Raw genomic sequence first — 23,468 nt, 5'->3', positions numbered from 1 at the left:
ACGACCCCCCGATGAATCTCGCTCTTGCTCCCCGCGTTCGCCGCCTCCTCGCCCTGCTCTGCCTTGCCGCTGCTCCGGCCGCGCATGCGGACATCGTCATTGGCCAGGTGGCCCCGTTCACCGGCCCGCAGGCGGTCACCGGCAAGGCGATCCGCGCCGGTGCCAAGCTCTGGCTGGACGAGGTCAATGCCCGCGGCGGCATCAAGGGTCAGAAGCTGAAGCTGGTCACCCGTGATGACGGCCAGAAGCCCGAAGAGACGGTGCGGCTGGTCAAGGAACTGATCGAGCAGGACAACCCCACCGCACTGATCGGCACCATCGGCACGACCAACCTGGAAGCGCTGAAGCAGGACGGCATTCTGGAAAAGAGCAAGGTCTCGATGCTCGGCGCCGTTTCCGGTGCCACCAGCGTGGTCAATGCCCGCAACATGTATCCGGTCAAGGCCACCTATCGCGAGGAAGTCGAGCGTCTGTTCAAGCAGCTGGGCGAGATGGGCCGCACCCGTGTCGGTCTGGTGTACCAGGACGACGGCCTCGGGCGCGATGCCGTGGCGGGTGCACAGGCCTCGGCCAAGGCCCACGGGCTGACGCTGGTGGCGCAGTCGGGTTATGCCCGCAACACCACCGAAGTGGGCGCCGCCGTGAATGAGATGGTCAAGCAGCAGCCGGAAGTCATCTTCCTGGCCGCCACCACCTCTGCCGCCATCGAATTCACCAAGCGTTATCAGGCCGCGGGCGGCCGTGCCGGCCTCTATGGCATGTCGATCATCGACGTGCAGGAACTGCTGGCCAAGCTCGGTCCGGATCAGGCGCGGGGTTTCGCGTTCTCGATCACCCTGCCGACCGATGACCGCCAGGACCGCGAAGTGATGCGCGACTATGCGCGTCTGCGCCAGGGTTCCAAGGATGCGGACCTGTCGGCCCGCTCGGTGGAAGGCTTCATCGCTGCCAAGGCCCTGACGAAGGCACTGGAGCGCAGCGCCACGCTGACCGCCGCTGGCCTGTCCGACACGCTGGAACGCGGCATGGACACCGACATCGGCGGTCACCGCCTGAGCTTCGGCAAGGGCCAGGCCACCTCCAAGTATGTGGACTTCGCCATCCTCGGATCCGGCGGACGTCTGGTGCGCTGAAGATCCAGCGCAGCGCGGCGGCCCTGTTTGACCGGGCGACCGCGAGGCATCCGGTCACGGACCGGATCGCCCTCCACGGGGACTTCTCAAAAGGAAGTCCCCTTTTTCATGGCTGCGCGCCAGGCTTGCTCGAGCCGCGTGGGCAAGCATCGACGACCGCATCACGCCGTCACGAGTCAGGCCGCAGGCTGGGCGAGACGCAACGCTTCAATCAGCGCATCAATCAGCGCACGAATCAGCGCACGAATCAGGGCATGACGCGCTGCAGATGACTGGCCATCATGCCGGCGGCGATGCGCGCCACGTCCTTGGGCTTGAGCGTCTCGTCGAACAGCATCTCAACCGTGGCGTAGATCAGCTCCACCACGATCCGGCTGGCGAGCTTCAATTCGGACCGCTTCGCGCCCGGCAAGGCCTTCACCAGCAGCTGGGTCTGCGCTTCCGTCACCGCTGCGTGGGAAGCCAGCCGCACTTCCTGCAATGCCGGCACCGCGCGCATCGCCCGCATGATCCAAACGCCCCCTTCGGTGCGACGCGTCACCTCATACGTCTCCAGCAGCAGGCCCGCCAGCGCCTCTTCCAGCGCCGGCACGCCGCCCTGGATCACTTCCGGGGACATCCAGCGCGCCACACACTCGTTCTGCCGCTGCATCAGCCGTTGACCCAGCTCATGCAGCAGCGCGTATTTATTGGGAAAGTACCGGTACAGCGCAGGCGGCGACACCCCGGCGCGTTCACACACGAGATTGGTGGAGAGACGCTCGACGCCCACTTCAATCAGCGTCTGCGCCGCGGCTTCCAGCAGCCGCTCATAGGTTTCCGTGGCCCGTTGCTGGGCGGGTTGCAGCTTGGTGGCCAGGTCGGGCCCCGCGGAAGACCCAGGCGTGGACATGGACGTGGGCGCGGCACCAGGGGCAACAGCGGCTACGGTCTTGCGGCGGGAAGTAGGCATGCAAAAAACTACCAGGCGACAGTCAGGTCGAGGATACCTGGGATTGCGTGCGCCATCCGCGGACCCCCCAGTGCCCGCGAGGGCCAGCGACATCCAGTGATCGCCAGCCAAGGCCAGCCATCGCTGGCGAAGGCCAACGACACGCAGTGAGGTATGGCAGGCACAGCGCTTTCGTCCTGTGCAGGGATTGTCCCAAGGACAACACCCGCACCATAACGATAGCCATCACTATAAGATGATTCCCCATGCTGCCGGCGCGACCGCGCGCGGATTTCACACCTCCAGGGGACAGGCGCGATGGACTCATCCACATCCACCGGACGCGGCGACGCCGCACTTGCCATCACCGTGGGCTCGGTGGCGCTGTTGATGCTGGGACTTCAGCCCTTGCTGCTGGGCGCCCTGCTGGACGCGCGCGCAGTCACGCTGGAGGGCGTGGGCCTGGTGGCCATGGGAGAAATCGTGGCACTGGGCCTGGGAGTGCTGATCGGCGACCTGCGGCTGTCGGTCGGCCAGATCCGGCCGATCACCGTGGCGGCTGCGCTGCTCGCCGCGGCCATGGATGTCGTCACCCCCCGCATGCAGGGGGACCTGGCACTGGGCCTTGTGCGTGCCGCTGCGGGTGTGGCGGAAGGTTTGCTGGTGTGGAGCACCACCGCCGTCATCGTGCGGTCCGCAGCGCGGGAGCGGCTGGCGGGCGTTTTCTTTGTGGTGCAGACCTTGGCGCAGGCCCTGGTCGGGCTGGTGCTCGCCCACGGCGTCATTCCCCGCGTCGGCTGGCAGGGAGGCTTTCACACTCTGGCGGGCCTCGCGGTCGGGGCGGCGCTGCTGGCGGCGATCCGGGCACGGCCGCTGGGGCCGTTGACGCCGACCGTCAGCCAGGCGGGCATCGGCATGCGATGGACCCGGCCGCGCATCGGCACCTTGCTGGTGGTGTTCTTCCAGCTCGCAACGCTGGGCGCGTTCTGGGCGTACGCAGAGCCGCTGGGCACGCGTGCCGGCTTCTCGACGGTGGCGGTGCAGACGCTGATCGCCGCGGGGCTGGGTCTGCAGGTGGTGGGTGGCACGGTGGGCACGGCATTGGTTCGTCGGCTGCCGCCAGGGCCCACGCTGCTGGGATGCAGCCTGACGCTGGGCCTGTGTGCCTTGGGGGTCGCCGGGACGGCGCATGGCGGGCCGCTGCCCTTTGCATGGCTCTGCGGGGTGTTCACCTTCACCTGGCTGTTCATGCTGCCGTTCCAGATGGCGCTGGCGTTTCGCGCCGATGGCAGCGGACAGGTCGCCGCCCTGGTGCCAGCGGCACAGCTCTTCGGCAGCGCGTTCGGGCCGCTGGTGGCCTCGCTGATGCTCAGTGGCGATGAAGTCGGGCCGGTGCCCCTGGTGGCCGCATTGTTTGCCGGCTTGGCGATCGTGGCGCTGGTGGTGACGCAAGGCCGGCGCGCAGCGGCCAACCGCAGTGTGTCGGCCTGAACGTCCATCGCTCGATCCCCAGGTCGCCTGATCGCCTGATCGCCTGATGCCCAGGCCCCACGCGGCGGCAGTTGCGGGTTTGTCCCCAGCCTCATAAAAGTAGCGATGGCTACGATAGCCATCACTACTAAACAAGCTTGGGATCCGATCCCTCAGGAGATCCGCGATGTCTGGACACCCCGGCGCCCACGATGCGCCTCCCCTTCCGCTCCCACCGGATGCTTCCCGAAGGTCTTGCGTGTCGCATCCCCTTCGCTTGTCGCGTTCCAAGGATAACGACCGTGCATGTCGAGCGCATCGCCCTCCGCGGGTCAGCGCTTGGAAGCGCAGGTTCCGCGCCATGCCTGCCATCCCTGCCTTATTGGGCGTCCGACGCGTCCCGGCCTTGGCGTCACTGCTGATGCTGATGCTGATGGCGGCTGGCGCCTCACACGCGACGACGCCGGAGGACGCCAAGGGCCTCTGGCTCAGCGCTGACGGTGGCGCGGTGATCGAGTTCAAACCTTGTGCCGACAAGGCCTCCGCCCTGTGTGGTCGCATCGTGTGGGACAAGGATGCAGGCACGCCTGCGGACACCTGCGGCGTGCAGATCGCGCAACTGGACAGGTTCGAGAACGACGCGTGGCGGGACGGCTGGGTGTACGACCCGCGAGACCGCAAGAAATACAAAGGCGCGCTGCGCATCAAGAACGGCGACCTGTTCATCCGCGCCTACATCGGCACGGAGATCCTCGGGCAGACCGAGCAGATGCGTCGCGTGACAGCGCTTCCAGGGCCGCCCTGCCCAACCTCGCACACCCCATCAGGAGGAACTGCTCCATGACATCTGCCCAGTCGACTCCGCTCGCCGGCGGTCTCTCCAGCTTCCTGCTGGGAGCCCTGCTGGCCACCACCCTCGCCGCTCCGGCCCTGGCCGACACCAGCGGCACCGCCACCATGGCGATCGACACTGAGATCAAGCTGCTGTCCGACCTGCGCAATCGCGGCATCTCGGACTCCGGCCGCAAACCTTCCGCACAACTGAATGTTCAACTCGCCCATGAGAGCGGGATCATTGCGCTGGCCCAGCTCTCGACCGTCAGCGACAAGGCCTTCACCGATGCCGACGGCTACAACCTGCTGCTGGCCACCGGCTATCGCTGGGGTGATCCGGACGCCTGGCACTTCGGCGTGGGCCTGGCCAAGGAGTTCTTCCCCGGCGCCAAGTTCGACGCTCCGCACGGCATCGACCTGGAAGCCGGCGTCCCGGTGGACTTCCGCCGCACCCGCTACGACACCGCCTACGCCGTGCTGGAACTGGGTTGGGGCAAGCTGGAGGGGCGCATACTGAACGTGATCTCCCGGACCTATCGCGGCGCGGACACCGGCGGCGTCTGCGGCCAGATCCTGGCTGCGGCGGTGGACCCCACCCCGGCGATCGAGTGTTACCTGCGCGGGGACAAGACGTCGCGGGGCAGCATGCTCTACGACATCGGCTACAAGTACGACCTCACGCCGACCACCACGCTGAATCTGCATGCCGGCACGCAGCGCATCCGCCACTTCAAGGAGGCGGATTTCAGCGACTACAGCATCGGGGTGACGCATCAGCGCTGGGGCATGAGTTTCACGGCCGAATGGGTGACCACGCGCACCCATCGGCCCGAGCTGTTCCTGATTCCGGACGGCAATGGCTGGAAGCGCCAGGACGATGATCGGCTGGTGGTGTCGGTGGGCTACAAGTTCTGATGTTTGCAACCGCAGTTCCCACCGCATCGGCCTCACCGAACAGCTCCGCCCCACCGGCATCAGCCGCCGTACCCACCGCGACTGTGATGCCGCTCACTGGCGGAACCGGCGGCGACAACTCCCCCCTGGTGCTCGCCATCGACCTGGGCACCTCCGGCTGCAAATGCGCCCTGGTGACGCTGGATGGACACGTTCAGGGCTGGGCCTTCCGCCCGGTGGCCCTGCATGTGCAAGGCGTGCAGGCGGAGCAGGATCCGCTGGAATGGTGGTCCGCCCTGCTCGCCGCGGCGGATGAGCTGCTCGCTGGTGATGCCCGGCGCCGGCAGCGGGTGACGGCGGTGTGCTGTTCCACCCAGACGGAAGTGACGGTGTGCATGGACCGCGACGGCGAGCCCATCGGTCGCGCCTTCAGCTGGCTGGATGCACGGGGTGCGCAGGCCATCGCCCGCCGCACGCGCGGACGCTGGCTCAACATCGAAGGTTATGGGCCGCTCAAGCTTTGGCGATGGTTGCGGTTGACCGGTGGTGCACCCTCCGGGACCGGCCGGGACGGCGCCGGTCACATGGCCTATGTGCGGGACCATCTGCCGCAGGTGTATGAGCGGACGCATCAGTTCCTGAACGCGCTGGATTTCCTGAACTTCAAGCTCTGCGGCCGCCTGTGCGCGACGCAGGACTCCATCCTCACCAGTTGGGTCACGGACAACCGTGACCCCGCCCGCGTGCGTTACGACGCGGGTCTGATCCGCATGCTCGGGCTGGAGGCTTCGAAGCTGCCGGACATCGTCGGCTCCACCGATGTGCTGGGACCGCTGCGGCCGGAGGTGGCACAGCGGCTGGGGTTGTCACCGCAGACGCGGGTCGTGGCCGGCGCGGTGGACACGTCGGCGGTGGCGGTCAGCGCCGCAGTGAGGGACTACGAGACCCACCTGTACCTGGGCACGTCGTCATGGCTGGGCGCGCACCTGCCCCGCATGCGGACGGACGTGCGGCACAAGATCGCCGCTGTGCCGTGTGCGGTGCCGCAGCGATACCTGGCGCTGGCGCTGCAATCGACCGCGGGCGCCAACCTCTCCTTCCTGCGGGACCGCATCCTGTTCCATCCCGATGAACTGGCCAGTGACGAGGAACACCCCGCCGTGTATGAGGTGCTCAACCGCATTGCGGCCCGGGTGCCTCCCGGGGCGCGTGGCCTGATCTACACGCCCTGGCTGTTTGGCGAACGCACGCCGGTGGACGATCCGCTGCTGCGCGCGGGCTTGCTGAACCTGTCGCTGGAGCATTCGCGGGAGGACATCTTCCGTGCATTTCTGGAGGGTGTCGCCTTGAACACCCGCTGGATGATGGAGCCATTCAGCCGGCTGCTGGGACGCTCGCCGGGCACGGTGACGGCGGTGGGCGGCGGCGCGCAGAGTGATGTGTGGTGCCAGATCCTGGCGGATGTGACCGGCCAGCCGATCCGACAGTTGGCGCAGCCGATCCAGGCCAATGCGATTGGAGCCACCTATCTGGCGGCCGTGGGACTTGGGGAGCGGCGCTTCGAGGATCTGACGGAGCTGCGCCAAACCCGGCGGGTGTATGAGCCAACCGCCTCATTGCGTCAGCTTCACAACGATCAGTTCGAGACCTTCAAGGAAGTGAGGCAGCGCCTGGCGCCTCTCTACCACCGGATTAACCGGGTCTCATCGACCGGCGCGCCGGGGGCGTCCGGGATGGCGGACCCCGCGGGCGTGGCCGGAGGAGCCGGCGTGGCGGGTGGGACCGGTGGGACCGGTGCCAAAGGCGCTGAAGGGGTCGCCGCATGATGCACGCATCCACCCGCATGGCCGTGGTGCAGCTGTGCCTGCGCCTGTCCAAGCGTGGGTACTTCGCCGGCACGGGCGGCAACCTGATGCTGCGGATCGATGAGACGCTGGTGGCGGTGACGCCGTCGGCCACCGACTATCTGACGATGGAGCCGCAGGATGTGTGTCTGCTTCGGCTCGCGGACCTCAGTGTGGTGGAAGGCGCGCGGCCCGCGTCGGTGGAAACCGGTTTGCATGCCCGGGTGATGCGGGCGCGGCCGGAGGTGGGCTGCACCATCCACACCCATCAGCCGCTGGCAAGCGCCTGCGCCCTGATCGGCGAAGCGCTGCAGGTGCCGCCCGACTTGCAGTCGGTCCTGGGCGCGACCGTGCCGGTGGTGGGGTATGCCCCATCGGGAACCGGCTGGCTGGCCAGCAAACTGGCGGCCGCCGTGCAACCAGGTCGGCAGGCCTGGCTGCTGCGCAATCATGGGATCGTGTGTTGCGGCAGGGACAGCACTGCGGCGCTGGCGGCGGTTGAACAACTGGAATCATTGGCGCGGGACCATCTGATCTCGCGTATTGAACGGCGAATGCAGGCATCGCCACAGGGGCAGCATTCAGGGCCGGAACTGACGTCCGGCGCCGCGGATCGACGTGGGTCCGCCCCGGACCCCTTGGTCCAACTGAGGCAGTTGCTGTGGTCATCAAAGGAATCCATATGATCGAGACCTCTCCCTCTCAGGCTTCATCGGGGCCCTTGCACGGGAATGCGGGTGCAGGTGCTGCAGCATCAAGCGCCGGGGCAGGCGCTGCATCAGGCGCTGCATCAGGCGCTTCTTCGGGCGCCGCGCCCAGCGCCGCTCCGGAGACCCGTCCGGTCGCCCCACATGACGGCAGCCGCAACGATGATCCCGCGGGCCATGCCACCGGTGCGGGCCCTGCAGGCGACCACGGCATCACACCGTCGCCCTCCCCCGGATTCGCCGTTTCGGAATGGCCCGACACGCACGCACTTTATGAGCGATTGGCCGCGCTGGTGAAGCAGCCGATGCGGCCGATCCGGCCGGACGCCATGCCCAAGGTGATGCGCTGGTTCGACGAGCGGTGCGCCGGATCGAAGGCGATGGCGACCCGGGCACAGGCGGTGATCCCGGGTGGGGTGCAGCACAACCTCGCCTTCAATCATCCGTTCCCGATTGCGATCCGGCAGGCGGAAGGCGCGTGGCTGAGCGACATCGACGGCAACCGCTACCTTGATTTCCTGCAGGCGGGCGGGCCGACGCTGCTGGGCAGCAATCCGCCGGCGGTGCGGGAGAAGGTGGTGGCCGTTCTGAATGAATGCGGCCCGGTGACCGGGCTGTTGCATGAATACGAGGTGAAGCTGGCCGAGCTGGTGTGCAGGCACATGCCCGGGGTGGAGATGCTGCGGATGCTGGGCTCCGGGACCGAGGCGGTGATGGGCGCGGTGCGGCTGGCCCGCACCCATACCCGCAAGCGCTGGGTCATCAAGATCGGCGGGGCGTATCACGGCTGGAGTGACCAGCTGGTCTATGGCATGCGTCTGCCAAAAACCGGACGGATGGAGGCGGTGGGCATTCCGCGTGGAGCGACGGCGCAGACGCAGGAATGCCTGCCGAACGATCCCGAAGCCTTGCGGCGCTTGCTGCGTTGGAATCGACTGCGTGGAGGGACGGCGGCAGTGCTGGTGGAGCCTTTCGGACCGGAAAGTGGGACGCGGCCAGTGCACAAGGACTTCAATGCGCAGGTGCGGCGCCTGTGTGATGAGTTTGGCGCGCTGCTGATCTTCGATGAGGTGGTGACCGGGTTCCGCGCAGGGCTGAGCGGCGCACAAGGGTATTTCGGCGTGACGCCAGACCTCACCGTGCTGGGCAAGTGTCTGACAGGCGGTTATCCGATGTCAGGCGCGATCGGGGGGCGCAAGGACATCATGATGTCGCTGGTGGGGGGCATCGGGACGACGTCACGGCGAGCGTTTGTGGGCGGCACGTTGTCGGCCAATCCGATGACCTGTGTGGCCGGGTATCACGCCCTGCTGGAAACGGAGCGGACGAATGCGCCGGTGATGGCGGGTCGGGCCGGGGATCGGCTGCGGCGGGGGCTGGACGAGATCATCCAGCGTCGAGGCCTGCCGTATGTGGCCTACAACCTGGGCTCGATCGTGCATCTGCAGACCTCCGGGGTGCTGCTGCTCGACACGAGCAGTCTGCTGAAGCTGATTCGGGTGAAGGAAGAGGCACGCAGACGCAAACACATGATGGAGGAAATGGGGGCTGCATTCACCGCGCATGGGCTGATCTCGGTGGCGGGAAGCCGGCTGTATACGAGCCTGGCCGATACCGATGAGGTGGTGGATGAGGCGCTGAATCGGTTTGACGATGTGTTTGCGTTGGTGTGAGCACGTCAGGGAGCGTCGGCCATGAAGGAGCAGTGGTTTGCATTGAGGCATCGGCTGTTGAGCCGCGGGTTGATGCCCGGCGCTGGTGATTCGCTGTCGCTGCGGGTTGCGGGGTGCGCGCAGATGTGGTGGGGGTTGGCGGGGGATGCGCAGCCGCTGTGCATGGCCTTGGCTTCGGTGAAAGGGGTATCCGCCTCCGCCGCAGATGCCGCTTGTGCCACGCCGGGCTCTGACGAGTCGACAGCGGTCAGGGCGGAGACGCTTCAATCGCAGGTGCACCAGGCGGTGTATGCGGCGCGGGACGATGTCTGCGCCATGCTCTGGGGCGGCGCAGCGTTCGGACGATTGCTCCCCAGCTTCGGCGGGACCATGCCCGCAGTATTCGATGAACAGGTGAGACAGTTGGGGATGATGGGCTCGGGCAGCGACGATCTCATCGGACTGCGGCGGGCGTTGGCCTCTGGAGCGAATGCGGCCGTGTTCCAAAACCAGGTGCTGCTGCTGGGCATGACACCCTCGCGGCTGGCGTTGAATGCGGAACTGTTCGAGAAATGCGCCAAGGCGTATGTGTGTGCGGTCGGCGCGGGCGGGACGCCGCGACAGCTGCCCTGGATCGTGAGACGAGTGGCCAACGGACGGCTCGTCAAAGAACAGGCCGCGGCGCGGGCGATGGTGCGTGCCGGGACAATGCCGGTAGAGACGCGCGGGTACTGACGTACCGGGAAGGTCATGTACCAGGAAGGTCGAGCGAACGACACGGCATGTCCGGCCAGGACGAGTCGTTGCAACCATCCCTCGCCCAAAACCTCGAGCGTGTCCGATTCTCGATAGAACTTGGCTCGCTGGCGACAAGCAGCCACCTTAGACTCGAGCGCCCTGCCCCTGTTGTTCCCCGCCCTGTCCTCCGTCCAGGTGCGGCGCTCCATTCATGACCACTGTCTCCAATCCATTGCCGCCCATGCCGGCGGACGTCGCCCAGTCCGCTGACATCGAGATCGATCGCGGTGCCGCACCACCGGCTGGTGCGGCCAGCGGGCCGAGCGCCAGCAGCATCGTGATGCCAATCGTCGGCGCGGTGGCCTTCGTGCATCTGCTCAATGACCTGATCCAGGCGACCTTGCCCGCCATCTATCCGATGCTGAAAGAGCAGTTCGGATTGAGCTTCACCCAGGTCGGCCTGATCTCGCTGGTCTATCAGTGCACGGCGTCACTGCTGCAGCCGTGGATCGGGCTGTATACAGACAAGCACCCCAAGCCCTATCTGTTGCCCATTGGCATGTGCTTCACGCTGTTGGGCCTGGCGCTGCTGGCAGTGGTGAACAGCTTTCCGCTGCTGCTCGGCGCGGCGGCGCTGATCGGCATCGGCTCCAGCACCTTCCATCCGGAAGCATCCCGCGTGGCACGAATGGCGTCCGGCGGACGCTTCGGGCTGGCGCAGTCATGCTTCCAGGTCGGCGGCAATACGGGCTCGGCCTTCGGGCCGCTGCTGGCGGCCGCGATCATCATTCCACGTGGGCAAGGCGCCATCGGCTGGTTCACCCTGTTCGCCATGCTGGCCATCACGGTACTGTTCCGGGTCAGCGGCTGGACGGTGCGCCATCAGGCCGCGCGCGGCCACAAAGGCGCCGTGAAGGCCAATGGGCTGAGCCATCGGCAGATCGGCCTGGCGCTGGCGGTGCTGGCTCTCCTGGTGTTCTCCAAGTTCATCTACATGGCGAGCCTGAGCACCTACTACACCTTCTATCTGATCGATAAGTTCCACCTCTCGGTGCAGGCTGCGCAGCTGTATCTGTTTCTGTTCCTGGCGGCGGTGGCGGTGGGGACATTCGCCGGCGGCCCCGTGGGCGACCGGATCGGGCGCAAATACGTGATCTGGGCATCGATCCTCGGCGTGGCGCCGCTGACGATGCTGCTGCCCCACGCCAGCCTGTTCTGGACCGCGGTGCTGACCGTGTTGATCGGACTGGTGATGTCCTCGGCGTTCTCCGCCATCGTGGTCTATGCGCAGGAACTGGTGCCGGGCCGCGTCGGGCTGATCGCCGGCCTGATGTTCGGGCTGATGTTCGGCGTCAGCGGCATTGCCGCTGCCGGCCTCGGGCAGGTCGCCGACCACTACGGCATCCGTCAGGTGTATGCGCTCTGCGCCTACCTGCCGCTGCTGGGCATCATCACCGCCCTGCTGCCCAACCTCGAGAAGCGCTGAGCCGCACGCCAAGCCAGGCCAGGCCAGCTTCGGTGAGGCTTCAAAGCGGAGCTTCAAAGGCCCAAAAGAAAATGGCCCTGGTCGTGAGACCAGGGCCGAAAGTTTGTCCGTCCGCAGAGGGAAGAGACGGACCATGCGAGAGAGAAGCATGAACAGCGAAGCTCGAGTTCCGCTGTCAGAACCAACTCTACGCAACACCCGCCCCCCCTGCATGTCGCAATCCGCCGATCGGTCCCGCTAGGTTCGACCGAAAGCCCTGAGGGGGTTTTACCTACAACCGTTTGGGGATGCAGACCGGGCCCGGGCTCGCCCCTGCCGGGCACCGCCGCCCCCCCGACCCTGCGTGTGTCCAACCGTGCACTTTTGCACGGCGCGCCAACGGCTCCGGCCCTGGCGGATGTCCCCGTCAGGGGCGGCCGAACTCATGCAAGAATGCTTCGAAGCGGTCGTCGGCCCCAGGCGTCGATCGAGAACAAACCGGTGCGCTGCGCCCCTGGACGGGCGCACGCGACACCAGACGCTTGCGGGACCCGGTCCGGCCACTTCAGCCGTCGCTCCCCGGGCCCGGAGAGGATGTCTTGAAGAAGATCGCATCGGCCACGCTGGCACGCCCCCAAGCGCCCGCCCGTCGCAGCACGGTGGACGTGGTGGAACTGGACCTGCCGGGCACCACCCCCGCGCCCGCCGCCCGCTTCGTCGTGACGGTGCGCCACGAGCTCAGCGAATCCAGCCTGACTGCTGCGCCCATCTCCCGCGAGGAGGCGCTGCGCAAAGCCTACGATTTCATTCAGCGGCGACTCGCCGCCGGCGACCGGCTCCTGCGTCAGGAAGGCTTCGAGATGCTGCCCGGCACGGGAGGCGACGCCGCGGTGTCCCAGCCACCGACGGGCGTGCCGCCTTCGTCGCTTTCATCGCTTTCGGCGGGTGCCGCGGCAGGCACGGCTCCGCAACCGCTGTCGACAGCGCCATCGGCGAGCCCGACCGGACCCGTGCCACCGTCCGTCGCGGCGCTGGTTGCCCGCTTCCAGCCAGATCGCTGGAAGCTGCTGCCGCCCGGCCAGCGCAGCCGCGCCGCATGGCGGGTGGCGGAGTGCAGTGCCGCGGATCATCCGCCATCCGCCGCCCAGCAGGCGCTCCGCCAATTGGTGCCCCGCCTGGTGGATCTGCTGGAGACCGGTGACGATTTGCTCGACCTGTGCCTGGCTGCCGCGCTTGCGCGGCTCGCCGACCCCGGCGCCGCTGAGGCGATGAAGCAGCTTGCCTCCCGTGGCCGCAGCCCCGCCACCCAGCGCTACGCCCGCCAGGCCTGGCTGATGCTGGATGCGCAGGCACGAACCGCCGAAGCGGCTCGACTGCAGGAACGCTGGGGCGACGCACTCGCCCTCGAAGCGTTCGGCGAGGGCCGTGTGGCCGCCATGGTGGCCACGATGTCTCGCCTGTCCCTGGATTGGCCCGATCTGCTGCAGGACTGGTACGACCTGGCCCTGGTCCAGCCCGAGGTGCGCGAGCCGCTGCTGGATCTGCTGGACCATCTGCCCCTGCGACAGGAAGCGTTTCAGGGGATCCGCTACGTCTACAAGGCGGCGGAACTGCGCCGCGATGCCGAGGTGATCGGCCGTCTGCATGCGCGCTTCGAGCAGGCCCGGCCCAATCCGCCGTGGCCGCCCGCCCCGTACGACCTGTCGCCCGCTCCGCGCGAGACGACCGGCCGACCCACCCGCAAGCGTCCGACACCGCCAAACACCTTCACGGTCGCCACCCGGCGTTATCTGGTGGCCCGCGGCCTGCGCCAGCTGCGCCGGCTGGCCTGGATGCAGCATCCCTTCGCGCCCACGCTGGCCGTGCAGTTGCTGCTGGGCATGGACGACGGCCGCGCCACCCCGGCCACCTCGGAAGCCCACTACCCCTACGAGAACGGCCGATACCAGCGGGTGGAGCGCTTCTATCCGACGGGTGCCCATTGGAAGCTGCTGTCGAAGGTGCTGCTGCCGCATCTGCCGCATGACGGGTCCGGTCCCCGTTCGCTGCGATTCTGGACCCGCCAGCCCCTGGATCTGAGCCAGCCGCCGGCCCAGCGCCCCGAGGCGTTTCAGGCTCTGTGGGACCAGTCTCCCGGGGCCCTGCTGGAACTGGCGATGAAGAGTCGCAGCGCGATCGTGCAATGGGTGGCGGCGAGGGCCTTGCAGGATCACGTCGCCCTGCTGCAGCAACAGCCGGTTCCCGTCCTGGAAGCGCTGCTGCGCAGCCCCTATCCCACGACGGTCGACCTGGGTTTCCAGGCGGTGAAGGCGAGGCTGCTGGCCTCCGCCCCGCCGGACCAGGTGGGCTGGTTGCGCCTGCTGGCTGCCTCCAGCCACGCCCCGGCGCAAGACTTTGCCCTGCTGCACATCGCCGGAGATCCGGTGACGTTTGCACAATTCCCGGCATTGACGGTTGGGCTGCTGCTGTCCGGCCAGCCCCGCGCGCGCAAGCAGGGCCAGGGCCTGGCGCTGCTGGCGCCGACGCCCGCGCTGCTGCAGGAGCTGCTGTCCGCCCTGGCTGCGGTGGATGAAGACGCGCCGGAACTCGCTGAAACCGGCGCGGTGCTGGAAGAGATGCTGGCCGGACCGCTGGGTGAAGCCGCCGCTGCGCACTTGATGCCGATGATCGGCGACCTGCTGCCTCTGCTCGACCATCCGGCCACGCCGGTGGTGAGCCTGGCGGTCACCTGGCTGCTGCGGCATCCGGCCGGCCCGTCCTTCCTGCCGCCGACCACCCTCACCCGACTGCTCAGCGCCGAAGACGCGGGCCGCCGCGCCTGCGGCGCCCGACTGCTGGCCGCGCTGTCCGACGAAGTGCTGCGCGGCCAGGCCGAGATGATGGGCACACTCGCCACCAGCGACGCTGCTGCCATCCGCGCGGCCATTGGCCCTGCGCTGCTGCGCGTGGCGGCGCAGGATGCCGGGTTCGCCCGGACCGTCGCCGACCGGTTGCATGCTTCGCTCTTTCAAACCGAGTCCGGCGACGGCGCGCATGACGACGCCCTGCGCTGGCTCACCGGGCCACTCGCCAACGCCGCTCCGGCGCGCGATCCGTCCGGCACCTGGCGGGCCCTGCAGGCCCGCAGCAGCGGCGCGCAGCGGTATGGCGCCTGGGCGCTGACCTCCCGGGTTGCGACGGACTTCAGCCTTCGCCAGTGGGCCACGCTGGCCCGGCATATCGACCAGCAGGTGCGCCTGGCCGCCATGAAGTCCCTGGACCATCTGCTGCCCGCCAGCCCGACGCTGCAGCAGACCGATGAGCTGCTGCCGCTTGCGGAAGCCGGCTTCGACGACGCCCGGCTCTACGCCGAAACCCTGATCGGTGAGCGCCTGCCGGATGAGTCTCTGAGCCTGGAGTTCCTCATCAGCCTGGTCGACCATCCCAGCCGCTGGGTGCAGGCGCTGGGCCGGTCACGCCTCGTGCGCCGCATGAGCGCTGCGGATGCCACCCTGTGTCTGACCCGCCTCAGCCAGCATCCCGGCCCGCAGGTGCAGCTCTTTGTGACGCAGTGGCTGCTGGAATTGCCGACGGACGATCCGGCCGCGCTCGCCGCGCGGCTGCGCGGCCTGACGCCCTATTTCCTGGCCGTGCTCAGCCAGGTGCATCGCGGGCGCACGGCCAAGTCACGGGTCATCGAGTTCCTGCGGGGTCGGATCGATGCGCCGGCCACTGCCGAAGTCGTCGCCGCGATCTTCGCCCGGCAGGTGGTGACCGCCAGTCTGACCGACAAGCCGCAATACATCGCGGGCCTGCGGGACATCGCCGCCCGCCATCCGACCATCGCGCTGCCCTTCCTGCAATGGAAGACGCCCGCGGCCGCTTCCAGCGCCGCCACCGACGCCTGACGACCATGCGATTCCGCTACAAGTACTACGGCAGCACCAGCGTGGACGACAGCACGTCCGCCCAGGCCTTCCATCTGGTGCCGGATGCGCTGCGCCCGCCCACCGCCTTCGACGGCGTGCTGCGCCGCGACTCCCACGCTCATCTCGCCTTCCGCGAGGCCCTCTCCGCCCTGCATGAGGTGGTGGTGAGCGACCTGCGCTACCGCGGCCGCGACACATCGGCCTACAAGGCCTGGCTGGCCCAGAACGAGCAGGCCATGCTCACCGATTACATGGCCACCGCGGAGGAGGTCCGTGCCCAATCCGCCGTGCTCCAGTCGGAACTCAAGCAGCTGCGGGAACGCAAAAGCGCCCTGCTCGCCCCGTTCTACGCGGCACGCCAGAAGTATTTCAACTGGCTCTACACCGCCAACAAGGACGCCTGGTTCGTGCTGGATCCGGTCATCAGCGTCCATCCCGAGCGCCTGCTGTTCGAAGCCTTCAGCCAGGACGAGTCGACCTACTGCGCCGTCAGCGTGCGCCACGACGTGTTTGAGCGCACCGGCGAGATGGCCTTCGGCACGACCAACATCGACTATTCCAGCAGCCTGTACGACGAGTTCCAGAAGATCCGCGACTACAAGGCCACCCGGCTGCAGGTCGACCCGGCCGGCTTCACCGTGACCAGCGGCGACGACCCCGCTTTTCGCGAGGAAAAAATCGACCTGCCGGACAGCTGGGTCCGCGGCTTCCTGCAGGTGTCCTCAGCCATGACGCTGCCGGCCACCGTGCTGGAGCTGCATCCGATGGATCTGCACAACCTCTGCGCCGCCCTGCGCCAGCGCAAGGAACGTGCGGGGCCCCGGTCGCTGCGGTTTGAGCTGACGCCGGGCGGCCCGGCGCGACTGGTGCTCGAACCCTGGGAACAGGTCTTCACCGCACGCCGCAGCGCGCTGGTCGGCGAGCCGCTCACGGAGCCGCGCACCATCCGCGTCTGGGGACGTCGACGGCTGTTGACGCTGGAGCGGCTGATCGCTGTGGCCACACGAGTGCGGGTGCATCTGCTGGGCACCGGCATGCCCAGCTTCTGGGTGGTGGAGCTGGGCGACATCACCGTCACACTGGGACTCTCCGGCTGGACCAGCAACGACTGGTCCGCGGCCGGCCGCTTCGACCTGCTGCAGCCGCGGCACACCGTCAGCGACCCCACCAAACTGGCGGTGGCGACTGCGCTGCAGCGCGACTGGATGGCTTCCAGCGCGTCGGTTGCCAGCCAGACGGGGCTGTCTGTCCGTGACGTCGACGCAGCCCTGGGCCTGTGGGTGCAGGCCGGACGCGCCGTGTTTGACCTGCCCAGCGGCCGTTACGCCTGGCGTGAACTGGCGCGGGATCCGCTGCCGCTGGACGACCTGCGCTTCGCCAGCCCCGAGGAAGCGGACGCGCTGGCCTTGATCCAAGGCGGGAAGGCCCAGCTGCGCTCGCTGGCGCCGCAAGGCGCGCGGCTGGTGATCGAGGGCGAGGTCCGACAGGGGACGCAGCGCTACACGCCGCAGGTCGTCCTGAACGCCGACCATCAGTTCGTCGACGGCCAGTGCGGCTGCAATTTCTTCCGCCAGAACCGGCTGCGCCGCGGGCCCTGCGCCCACATGCTGGCCCTGCGCCAGCTGGCGCAACCCCGTCTCGCAGAACGGCCGGCGCCCTCCGTGGCATCGGCAACACCTGGCACATCGATGGAGGCCGCATGAGGCTCGATGCGGTTAAACTGGTTTTGAGTGCAGCGCGCAGGCTCTTGCAATCCGGGCGGTGTTTCGCCGTCTTTGCTCCCTGCCGTTCCATGCGTCACGGGCGCCGTCTTCACTGTGCCACCCAGCCCCACCATGGGCATCTCCGATATGGCTCCCCTGGAGCAATATGGCCCATGGTGGGGCGGGTGGCGTCGAGTGGACAGCGCCCGTCCTTCAAGCCTTTCAGGCTCTTCGACGAGAAGCGCGCTGCACTCCCCTTCTCTTTCCCCTTCTCTTTCCCCCTCTCCCTGATCCGGCGGGTCGCCACCTCCCCGGGAGGTGCGCCATGACCGAGCGCATGCCCACCCGGGCCGACCTCATCGAACGCATCCGCACCAGCTCCAAGGACGCCGTGGTGCTGCAGGAGATGCAGCGTCTGGGCTTCTGGCCTCAGGGCGAAGCTCAGCCGACGCTGGAGGCCGCGCTGATCGAGCGCGAAGCCGAAGTCACGCAGGCCCTGCAAGGACTGCAGGAACGCCTGCGCGTCATCCAGAATCCGGAAGCCGCGCTGCAGGCCATGCGCAAGCAGCGGATGCAGGAATCGCTGATCCGCCGGGAAGCCGCCGCGCAATTGCGCGAGCAGCGGCGTCACGAGCGCGCCCTGCGCTGGCATGAGGCGCGCAAGACGCAGGTGCCGTATCTCGGTGCAGGTGTGTCCGGCGGGCTGTCCCTGCCGACAGCGCAGGCGCCAGCACGTGCATTGCAGGCCGGGCTGCCCAGCCTCGACACGCCGATGGCACTGGCCCAGGCCATGGGCCTGACGCTGCCGGAGCTGAAGTTCCTCACCTTCCATCGCGAGGTGGCCCGCACCCATCACTACCGCCGCTTCCTGCTGCCCAAGAAGACCGGCGGTCACCGCACCATTTCAGCGCCCATGCCGCGGCTCAAGCGTGCGCAATACTGGGTGCTGGACAACGTGCTGGCCCAGGTGCCCTGCCATGCCGCCGCGCATGGCTTCCTGCCGGGTCGCAGCATCCTGACCAATGCCAAGCCGCATGTGGGACAGGACGTGGTCATCAACCTGGACATCCAGAACTTCTTCCCCACCATCACCTTCCCGCGCATCAAGGGCGTGTTCCAGGGGCTCGGCTACCCCGAACCGGTGGCCACGATGCTGGCGCTGCTGTGCAGCGAGAACCCGTGTGACGAGCTGGTCGTCGACGGCGAGGCGTTCTTCGTTGGAGGCAAGGGCCGCGACCGGGTGCTGCCGCAAGGCGCCCCGACCAGCCCGATGCTCACCAACGTGCTGTGCCGGCGCATGGACCGTCGCCTGCAGGGCCTGGCGCACAAGCTGGGCTTCACCTACACCCGGTACGCGGACGACCTCACCTTCTCCGGCTCCGGGGAGGCTGCAGCGCTGGTCGGCAAGCTGCTGCGGCAGGTGCGGCATGTGCTCAAGGACGAGGGCTTCACACCCCATCCGGCCAAGCAGCATGTGATGCGCGCAGGGGCCCGCCAGCAGGTGACCGGCGTGGTGGTCAATGACCAGCCGTCCGTGTCCCGCCAGGAGCGGCGAAAGCTGCGGGCGGCGCTGCATCGCGCCCGGCATCAAGGCATGGAAGCGGCCACCTGGCATGACCAGCCGGCCACCCGCGAAGTGCTGCTGGGCTACAGCCGGTTCGTGGCGATGGTGGATGCGGCCCAGGGCGCGCCGCTGATCGCCCAGGCGATGCGGCTGCCCGGTCCCGCAGCGCCGCCGCGTTCAGGCGATGCTGCCGCCTTCCGTACGAAGTCAGCGGAAGGACAAGCGCCCCAGCTGAAGCGCGGCAGTTGGTGGCAGCCGGCCGAGCGGCCAGCACCCGTGCTGCAGCTGACCGACGCGCAACGCAAGGACGCGCGACGCGACAAACGCGCCGCCGCGCTCGGCCAGCCCTCGCCGGCGGCCGTCGGCGGGGCACCATCGCGCGCGGCAGTAGCAAGTGCGGGCTTGGCCGGCACGCCGGTGCCAGGCGCCACAGGCGGGGCGTCGGCGGCGAGCGCTCGGGGCGCAGCCGACGCCGCGCACCCCGCCAACGCGACCAAGCTGCCACCGCCGCCCTGGGCGCAGTATGGATTCCAATCAAGCCTGCTGCTCTTTTTGTGGATCGCGGGCGTCTCCAGCTTCGTCGTCGTCGGCGGTTTCGCGCACATGGCCTTCCGCTTCAAAAAGCGCGAAGGCGGATGGAACGGCTTCTGGACCGGTCTGGGCGTCCTCCTGCTCATCCAGTGGCTGGTGCGGGCGCTGACGTAGCGGCCTCCAGCCGGGGGCGCCCGCCCGTCGACCCGCCGACGCAGGCGCCGGTGTCGCAAGAGTCATGCCTCACGTGGCGCGATGCTCGCCCGAATCCCGACATTTCTCGTCAGGCGGTGACGGTCTGCGGCGGGTGGACCCCCGCCAGAAAAGTCAGTCTTTTGGAGGTGTGTCAGCAAGCTTAACAAGCTGTTTCCACGGCAACCACGCAGGCTTTTGCAGCGCCATACTCCGGCCCGCATCGACTGCCCCTGGATCCAGGGACAGCGTCATGGGCCAGGTAGCCAGGTAGCTTCGAATGAACCGTTCACAGACTCCGTCCTCCCGCTTGATCGCTCCGCAGCCGCCTTCGGCGGGTCTGGCAGTGGATCCCCGTCGCCGTACGCTGATCGCTGCCGCCGGGGCCGCGCTGCTGACGGCTTGCGGTGGCGGGGGGAGCGGTGGCGGCAGCGACACGTCGCCATCCGCGCCTCCGCCGTCCGCCGGCCCCACGCCATCGCCCTCCCCGGCGCCCTCTCCTTCTCCTTCTCCTTCGCCCTCGCCGTCACCGAGCCCCGCACCGGCGCCCAGCCCGACGCCCGCCCCGGCGCCCGCGCCCCTCGTCAAGCGCGGCATCGCCTACAACCTGAGCGACGCCGCCGACTTCAGCGCCCTCAGCGGCCCGGTGGGCTGGTGGTACAACTGGGCTCTGCAGCCGGATGCCGCCGTCCGCGCAACGCCGTCGATCGCGAAGGCCATGAGTCACGTTCCGATGCTGTGGAACTTCAACTTCGACGTCGCAACCGTCGTGGCGGAGTTGAAGAGCCGACCGACGGTCAAGCACCTGCTGGTGCTCAATGAGCCCAACCTCAAGGACCAGGCCAACCTGACGCCGCAGGACGCTGCAGCCTTGTGGCCGCGCTATGAAGCCGTCGCCGCCCAGACCGGCGTGCAGATCGTCGGACCGGCGATGACCTGGGGCACGATGGGCGGTTACGAAGATCCGGTCGTCTGGCTGGACGCGTTTTATGCGGCCTACCGCGCCAACAACGGCGGACGGGATCCGCAGATCGACGCGCTTGCCTTCCATTGGTATGACTACGGCCTGAATGAGCAGCTGGACCGGCTGAAAAAATTTGGCAAGCCGCTCTGGGTGACCGAGATGGCCAACTGGCACAACGGCGATGGTGCCGATGTGAACACGTCCGCCAAGCAGATCGAAGAGATGACCAAGATGGTCCGCGTCTGTGAAACCCGGGCGGACGTTGTCCGGTATGCGTGGTTCATCGGCCGCATGAGCCCCGATCCCCACTTCACCAGCCTGCTGGCAGGCCCTGGCGTGCTGACCGCCCTGGGGCAGAGCTATCGCCAGCAGCCGACCGCCTGACCGGCCGGCCTGCGGGCTGACGACGTGGGCGTCGGCACCGCATGACAGCGGCTGTGCGGCGGCATTCCGAAGCGTCATGACGGCCTGGCGGCGGCGGGAATCCAGATTGCTCAAAGGGGGTTCTTCCCTACAAGCATGGAGTTCCCCATGAATGACGTCGTGACGTTCCGCAGCAGCCGCCCCCACACCGCCGCCCGCTGGAGCCGCGTGGCTTTGGCCGCCGCGGCGGTCGGCCTGATCGCCAGCGTGCAGGCCCCGGCCGCCTTCGCCCAGGCCGTGGTGCCCGGGGCCTCGGCGTCGGCTGCGTCCGGCAAGATCAGCCACAAGGATTCCGCCTTCATGAAGCAGGCGGCTGAAAACGGCCATGCCGAGGTCGAAAACAGCAAGCTGGCCCTGCAGAAGTCAGGCAATGCCGATGTGAAGGCCTTCGCCCAGAAGATGGTGGATGAGCACACCAAGGCCAGCGAGGAATTGGCCGCGCTCGCGGCCTCCAAGGGCGTGGACCTGCCGAAGGATCCGTCGGTGATGCAAAAGGGCAAGATGAAGGTCCTGAGCGCCCGCGATGGCGCCAGCTTCGACCGCCACTATGCAGAAACCGTGGGGGTCGAAGCCCACAAGGACACGGTCAAGCTGTTCGAGAAGGCCGCCAAGGACTCGGACGATGCCGATGTGAAGGCCTGGGCCACCAAGACGCTGCCCACCTTGCAGCATCATTTGCAGGAAGCCCAGGCGCTGCAGACCTCCACCCGCGCCGCGGATGGCAAGAAGGCGAAGAAGTAAGCCTTGGGGCGACGCCCGGCCGCAAGGGCCTGAGCGTCACCGACACCGGCGCTGGTTTACAGCGCCATCAGCAAGGCCTGCCGCACCTGCGCCAGGCCTTGTTCCCATGCGGGCGTGCCCGGCTCCGGACGGTGTGAACCGGCCGCTTCCAGCGCCCGCGCTCCCAGGTCCGCCAGCACCGGCACCGCCACCAGCTCGGCAATGTGCCGCACGGCGGTGCTGGGCAGATCCTGGCATTCGATGACGTCGTACAGCCGCGAGAGCATCCGCACCAGCTTGTCCTGCTGGGCCGCGCGCGCATCCACCACGTCCGCCGCATGCAGCACGGACACCTGCGCCCCCAGCCCTTCCGCCGCCTCGATGAAGAGCGCCGCCGCCGGGGCCTGACGGGAGGCGCAGATCAGACCGATCCGCCGTCCCGCAAGCGCCTGCGACGCGCTCCCCGCTGGCGGCCGCGTCATGCTGTCCCCACCGGGCCGCGCACCCGTCGCACGCTCGCCCCCCGTCCGATCACTGCCCACACGCTCCATGACCGGCGTGCCGGACGCCGGCTCTGCCGCGCTGGCGGCTGGACGACGGGGCGGTTCTCGATCTGACGGGGGAACATGGAGCATGGCGAGTGGGTGTGGCGCGCGTGCAAGCACGCGTTGTGGCACTTCTTAGACGTGACGACAGCCTAAGTGCCACATGCCCGGCAATCGTTGATTGTTGTCAATCAACCAACTCCTCTTAGGGAGTACAGATGAAAACGGCTTCACGAGATGCGCAAAGACATCTGATCGTTACCGTCGGTTCACCCAGTGTTACCCAGCGATGTTGTCGATTGCCACGCCGGTTGCGAGCGTTTTTTACGATGCGTGTCAACACCTCAACGACCGAAACGATCATGTCCGAAGCCGCTCAACTCATCCAGCACGACCGCTCTCATCAAATTTCTTCGCGCGACCGTCTGCCCGCCTTCCCCCACACCGTCTCCCATCCAGGCACTCGCGCCGTCTCGGCGCGCGGCTCGTCCGTGATGGATGACTCGACCGATCTGCACGACGGCTTCAGCCCCTTCCAGGGCTTCCAGTCCCTGCAGGATCCGCAGCAACGCATGCTGGAGATGATGCGCACCGTGCGGGAACTGGTGCAGCCGGCCTCCAAGGTCGTCCGCCCCGGCGATGTGCTGTATCACTCGGGCCTGCCCTTCAACACCGTCTTCCTGATCAACTCCGGCGCCTACAAGCTGGTCAGCCGCAGCCTGGACGGCCGCGAGCAGATCGTCAGCCTGAAGTTCCGCGGTGACTGGCTGGGCTTCAGCGGCATCGCCCACGGCCGCCATGCCTGCGACGCCGTCGCGATGGACACCGGCAACGTTTCCATCATTCCCTACGCCACCCTGCTCGAAGGCTGCGTCCGCCACCCCGAGCTGATGGCGGTGGTCCACGAAGCGATGAGCACCGAAATCCGCCGCGAGCGCGAATCGCTCATGTCGGTCTGCACCCTGGCGTCCCAGGCCCGTGTGGCGGAATTCCTCTGCGCCTGGGCCCGCAGCATGGCCCAGCGCGGCCTGCGGGCGGACGAACTCACCCTGCGCATGACCCGTGCCGACCTCGGCAACTATCTGGGCATGACCCTGGAGACCGTCAGCCGCTGCCTCTCCCGCCTGAACCGCGAGCAGCTGATCCGCTTCGGCGAGCGCGGTCGGCGCCAGATCAGCATTCCGGATCTGGCCCGTCTGGAGCAATACGTCATCAGCGGCTCGTCAGCCCGCACCGCCCGCCTGCAATGA

The 23,468-nt window shown here is 67.8% G+C and carries 17 protein-coding genes; 15 read left to right on the top strand and 2 right to left on the bottom strand.

The window, feature by feature from the left end; translation table 11 throughout:
* Positions 1–11: 11 nt before the first annotated feature.
* Positions 12–1,133: an ABC transporter substrate-binding protein gene (locus FHS28_RS02275; protein ID WP_088449282.1), complete on the top strand. Its 1,122-nt coding sequence runs from the start codon at positions 12–14 to the stop codon at positions 1,131–1,133.
* A gap of 247 nt (positions 1,134–1,380) precedes the next feature.
* On the opposite strand, the gene FHS28_RS02270 is transcribed toward FHS28_RS02275, so the two are convergent.
* A complete protein-coding gene (locus FHS28_RS02270) occupies positions 1,381–2,085 on the bottom strand; it encodes a TetR/AcrR family transcriptional regulator (protein ID WP_246409419.1) in 705 nt (234 codons plus the stop codon).
* 297 nt (positions 2,086–2,382) lie between these two features.
* Between FHS28_RS02270 and FHS28_RS02265 the strand changes: the two genes are divergently transcribed.
* From FHS28_RS02265 to FHS28_RS02205, 13 genes are all read left to right on the top strand, one after another.
* A complete protein-coding gene (locus tag FHS28_RS02265) occupies positions 2,383–3,555 on the top strand; it encodes an MFS transporter (RefSeq protein WP_088449284.1) in 1,173 nt (390 codons plus the stop codon).
* 340 nt (positions 3,556–3,895) lie between these two features.
* Positions 3,896–4,378, top strand: a complete 483-nt coding sequence (locus tag FHS28_RS02260; protein WP_184294019.1) for a DUF2147 domain-containing protein — start codon at positions 3,896–3,898, stop codon at positions 4,376–4,378.
* Positions 4,375–5,283, top strand: a complete 909-nt coding sequence (locus FHS28_RS02255; RefSeq protein WP_088449285.1) for a TorF family putative porin — start codon at positions 4,375–4,377, stop codon at positions 5,281–5,283. Before FHS28_RS02260 ends, FHS28_RS02255 begins: the two co-directional genes overlap by 4 nt.
* Entirely contained in the window at positions 5,283–7,088 is a 1,806-nt protein-coding gene (locus FHS28_RS02250; protein WP_246409417.1) for a xylulokinase, read from the top strand. The genes FHS28_RS02255 and FHS28_RS02250 overlap by 1 nt, the downstream gene beginning before the upstream one ends.
* A complete protein-coding gene (locus FHS28_RS02245; RefSeq protein WP_088449287.1) occupies positions 7,085–7,792 on the top strand; it encodes a class II aldolase/adducin family protein in 708 nt (235 codons plus the stop codon). The genes FHS28_RS02250 and FHS28_RS02245 overlap by 4 nt, the downstream gene beginning before the upstream one ends.
* Positions 7,789–9,486, top strand: a complete 1,698-nt coding sequence (locus FHS28_RS02240) for an aspartate aminotransferase family protein (protein WP_246409415.1) — start codon at positions 7,789–7,791, stop codon at positions 9,484–9,486. Before FHS28_RS02245 ends, FHS28_RS02240 begins: the two co-directional genes overlap by 4 nt.
* A gap of 21 nt (positions 9,487–9,507) precedes the next feature.
* Entirely contained in the window at positions 9,508–10,200 is a 693-nt protein-coding gene (locus tag FHS28_RS02235) for a hypothetical protein (RefSeq protein WP_088449288.1), read from the top strand.
* A gap of 343 nt (positions 10,201–10,543) precedes the next feature.
* Positions 10,544–11,689 carry an MFS transporter gene (locus FHS28_RS02230; protein ID WP_088449742.1) on the top strand — a complete coding sequence of 382 codons (1,146 nt, stop codon included), beginning with the start codon at positions 10,544–10,546 and terminating at the stop codon, positions 11,687–11,689.
* Positions 11,690–12,267: 578 nt separating this feature from the next.
* Positions 12,268–15,555, top strand: coding sequence for a hypothetical protein (locus tag FHS28_RS02225; protein WP_088449289.1), 3,288 nt, complete (start codon positions 12,268–12,270; stop codon positions 15,553–15,555).
* A 5-nt stretch (positions 15,556–15,560) separates the two neighbouring features.
* The gene (locus FHS28_RS02220; RefSeq protein ID WP_088449743.1) at positions 15,561–17,279 is read left to right on the top strand and encodes a hypothetical protein; all 1,719 of its coding nucleotides are present in this window, start codon (positions 15,561–15,563) and stop codon (positions 17,277–17,279) included.
* 325 nt (positions 17,280–17,604) lie between these two features.
* Positions 17,605–19,548, top strand: a complete 1,944-nt coding sequence (locus tag FHS28_RS02215) for a reverse transcriptase domain-containing protein (protein WP_088449290.1) — start codon at positions 17,605–17,607, stop codon at positions 19,546–19,548.
* Positions 19,549–19,846: 298 nt separating this feature from the next.
* On the top strand, positions 19,847–20,914 hold the full coding sequence (locus FHS28_RS02210; RefSeq protein ID WP_088449291.1) for a glycosyl hydrolase: 1,068 nt from the start codon (positions 19,847–19,849) through the stop codon (positions 20,912–20,914).
* Positions 20,915–21,061: 147 nt separating this feature from the next.
* The gene (locus FHS28_RS02205; protein ID WP_088449292.1) at positions 21,062–21,694 is read left to right on the top strand and encodes a DUF4142 domain-containing protein; all 633 of its coding nucleotides are present in this window, start codon (positions 21,062–21,064) and stop codon (positions 21,692–21,694) included.
* Positions 21,695–21,750: 56 nt separating this feature from the next.
* Here the strand turns inward: FHS28_RS02205 and FHS28_RS02200 are convergent, their stop codons facing one another.
* Positions 21,751–22,155: a Rossmann-fold NAD(P)-binding domain-containing protein gene (locus tag FHS28_RS02200; protein WP_184294017.1), complete on the bottom strand. Its 405-nt coding sequence runs from the start codon at positions 22,153–22,155 to the stop codon at positions 21,751–21,753.
* Between the two features lie 425 nt (positions 22,156–22,580).
* Here FHS28_RS02200 and FHS28_RS02195 point away from each other — a divergent pair, with 425 nt between their 5' ends.
* Complete coding sequence (locus FHS28_RS02195; RefSeq protein WP_184294015.1) at positions 22,581–23,468, top strand: Crp/Fnr family transcriptional regulator; 888 nt, start codon at positions 22,581–22,583, stop codon at positions 23,466–23,468.

Source organism: Roseateles terrae (genome assembly GCF_014192155.1).
Classification (GTDB): domain Bacteria; phylum Pseudomonadota; class Gammaproteobacteria; order Burkholderiales; family Burkholderiaceae_C; genus Roseateles; species Roseateles terrae.
The sequence above is the reverse complement of the archived record's forward strand: the minus strand, read 5'-3'. Positions and strand labels throughout refer to the sequence as shown.

Bases quoted from the DNA above. Each gene is read 5' to 3' on its own strand.
- FHS28_RS02275 (WP_088449282.1), top strand. From the start codon at position 12: ATGAATCTCGCTCTTGCTCCCCGCGTTCGCCGCCTCCTCGCCCTGCTC.
- FHS28_RS02270 (WP_246409419.1), bottom strand. From the start codon at position 2,085: ATGCCTACTTCCCGCCGCAAGACCGTAGCCGCTGTTGCCCCTGGTGCC.
- FHS28_RS02265 (WP_088449284.1), top strand. From the start codon at position 2,383: ATGGACTCATCCACATCCACCGGACGCGGCGACGCCGCACTTGCCATC.
- FHS28_RS02260 (WP_184294019.1), top strand. From the start codon at position 3,896: ATGCCTGCCATCCCTGCCTTATTGGGCGTCCGACGCGTCCCGGCCTTG.
- FHS28_RS02255 (WP_088449285.1), top strand. From the start codon at position 4,375: ATGACATCTGCCCAGTCGACTCCGCTCGCCGGCGGTCTCTCCAGCTTC.
- FHS28_RS02250 (WP_246409417.1), top strand. From the start codon at position 5,283: ATGTTTGCAACCGCAGTTCCCACCGCATCGGCCTCACCGAACAGCTCC.
- FHS28_RS02245 (WP_088449287.1), top strand. From the start codon at position 7,085: ATGATGCACGCATCCACCCGCATGGCCGTGGTGCAGCTGTGCCTGCGC.
- FHS28_RS02240 (WP_246409415.1), top strand. From the start codon at position 7,789: ATGATCGAGACCTCTCCCTCTCAGGCTTCATCGGGGCCCTTGCACGGG.
- FHS28_RS02235 (WP_088449288.1), top strand. From the start codon at position 9,508: ATGAAGGAGCAGTGGTTTGCATTGAGGCATCGGCTGTTGAGCCGCGGG.
- FHS28_RS02230 (WP_088449742.1), top strand. From the start codon at position 10,544: ATGCCAATCGTCGGCGCGGTGGCCTTCGTGCATCTGCTCAATGACCTG.
- FHS28_RS02220 (WP_088449743.1), top strand. From the start codon at position 15,561: ATGCGATTCCGCTACAAGTACTACGGCAGCACCAGCGTGGACGACAGC.
- FHS28_RS02215 (WP_088449290.1), top strand. From the start codon at position 17,605: ATGACCGAGCGCATGCCCACCCGGGCCGACCTCATCGAACGCATCCGC.
- FHS28_RS02210 (WP_088449291.1), top strand. From the start codon at position 19,847: ATGAACCGTTCACAGACTCCGTCCTCCCGCTTGATCGCTCCGCAGCCG.
- FHS28_RS02205 (WP_088449292.1), top strand. From the start codon at position 21,062: ATGAATGACGTCGTGACGTTCCGCAGCAGCCGCCCCCACACCGCCGCC.
- FHS28_RS02200 (WP_184294017.1), bottom strand. From the start codon at position 22,155: ATGACGCGGCCGCCAGCGGGGAGCGCGTCGCAGGCGCTTGCGGGACGG.
- FHS28_RS02195 (WP_184294015.1), top strand. From the start codon at position 22,581: ATGTCCGAAGCCGCTCAACTCATCCAGCACGACCGCTCTCATCAAATT.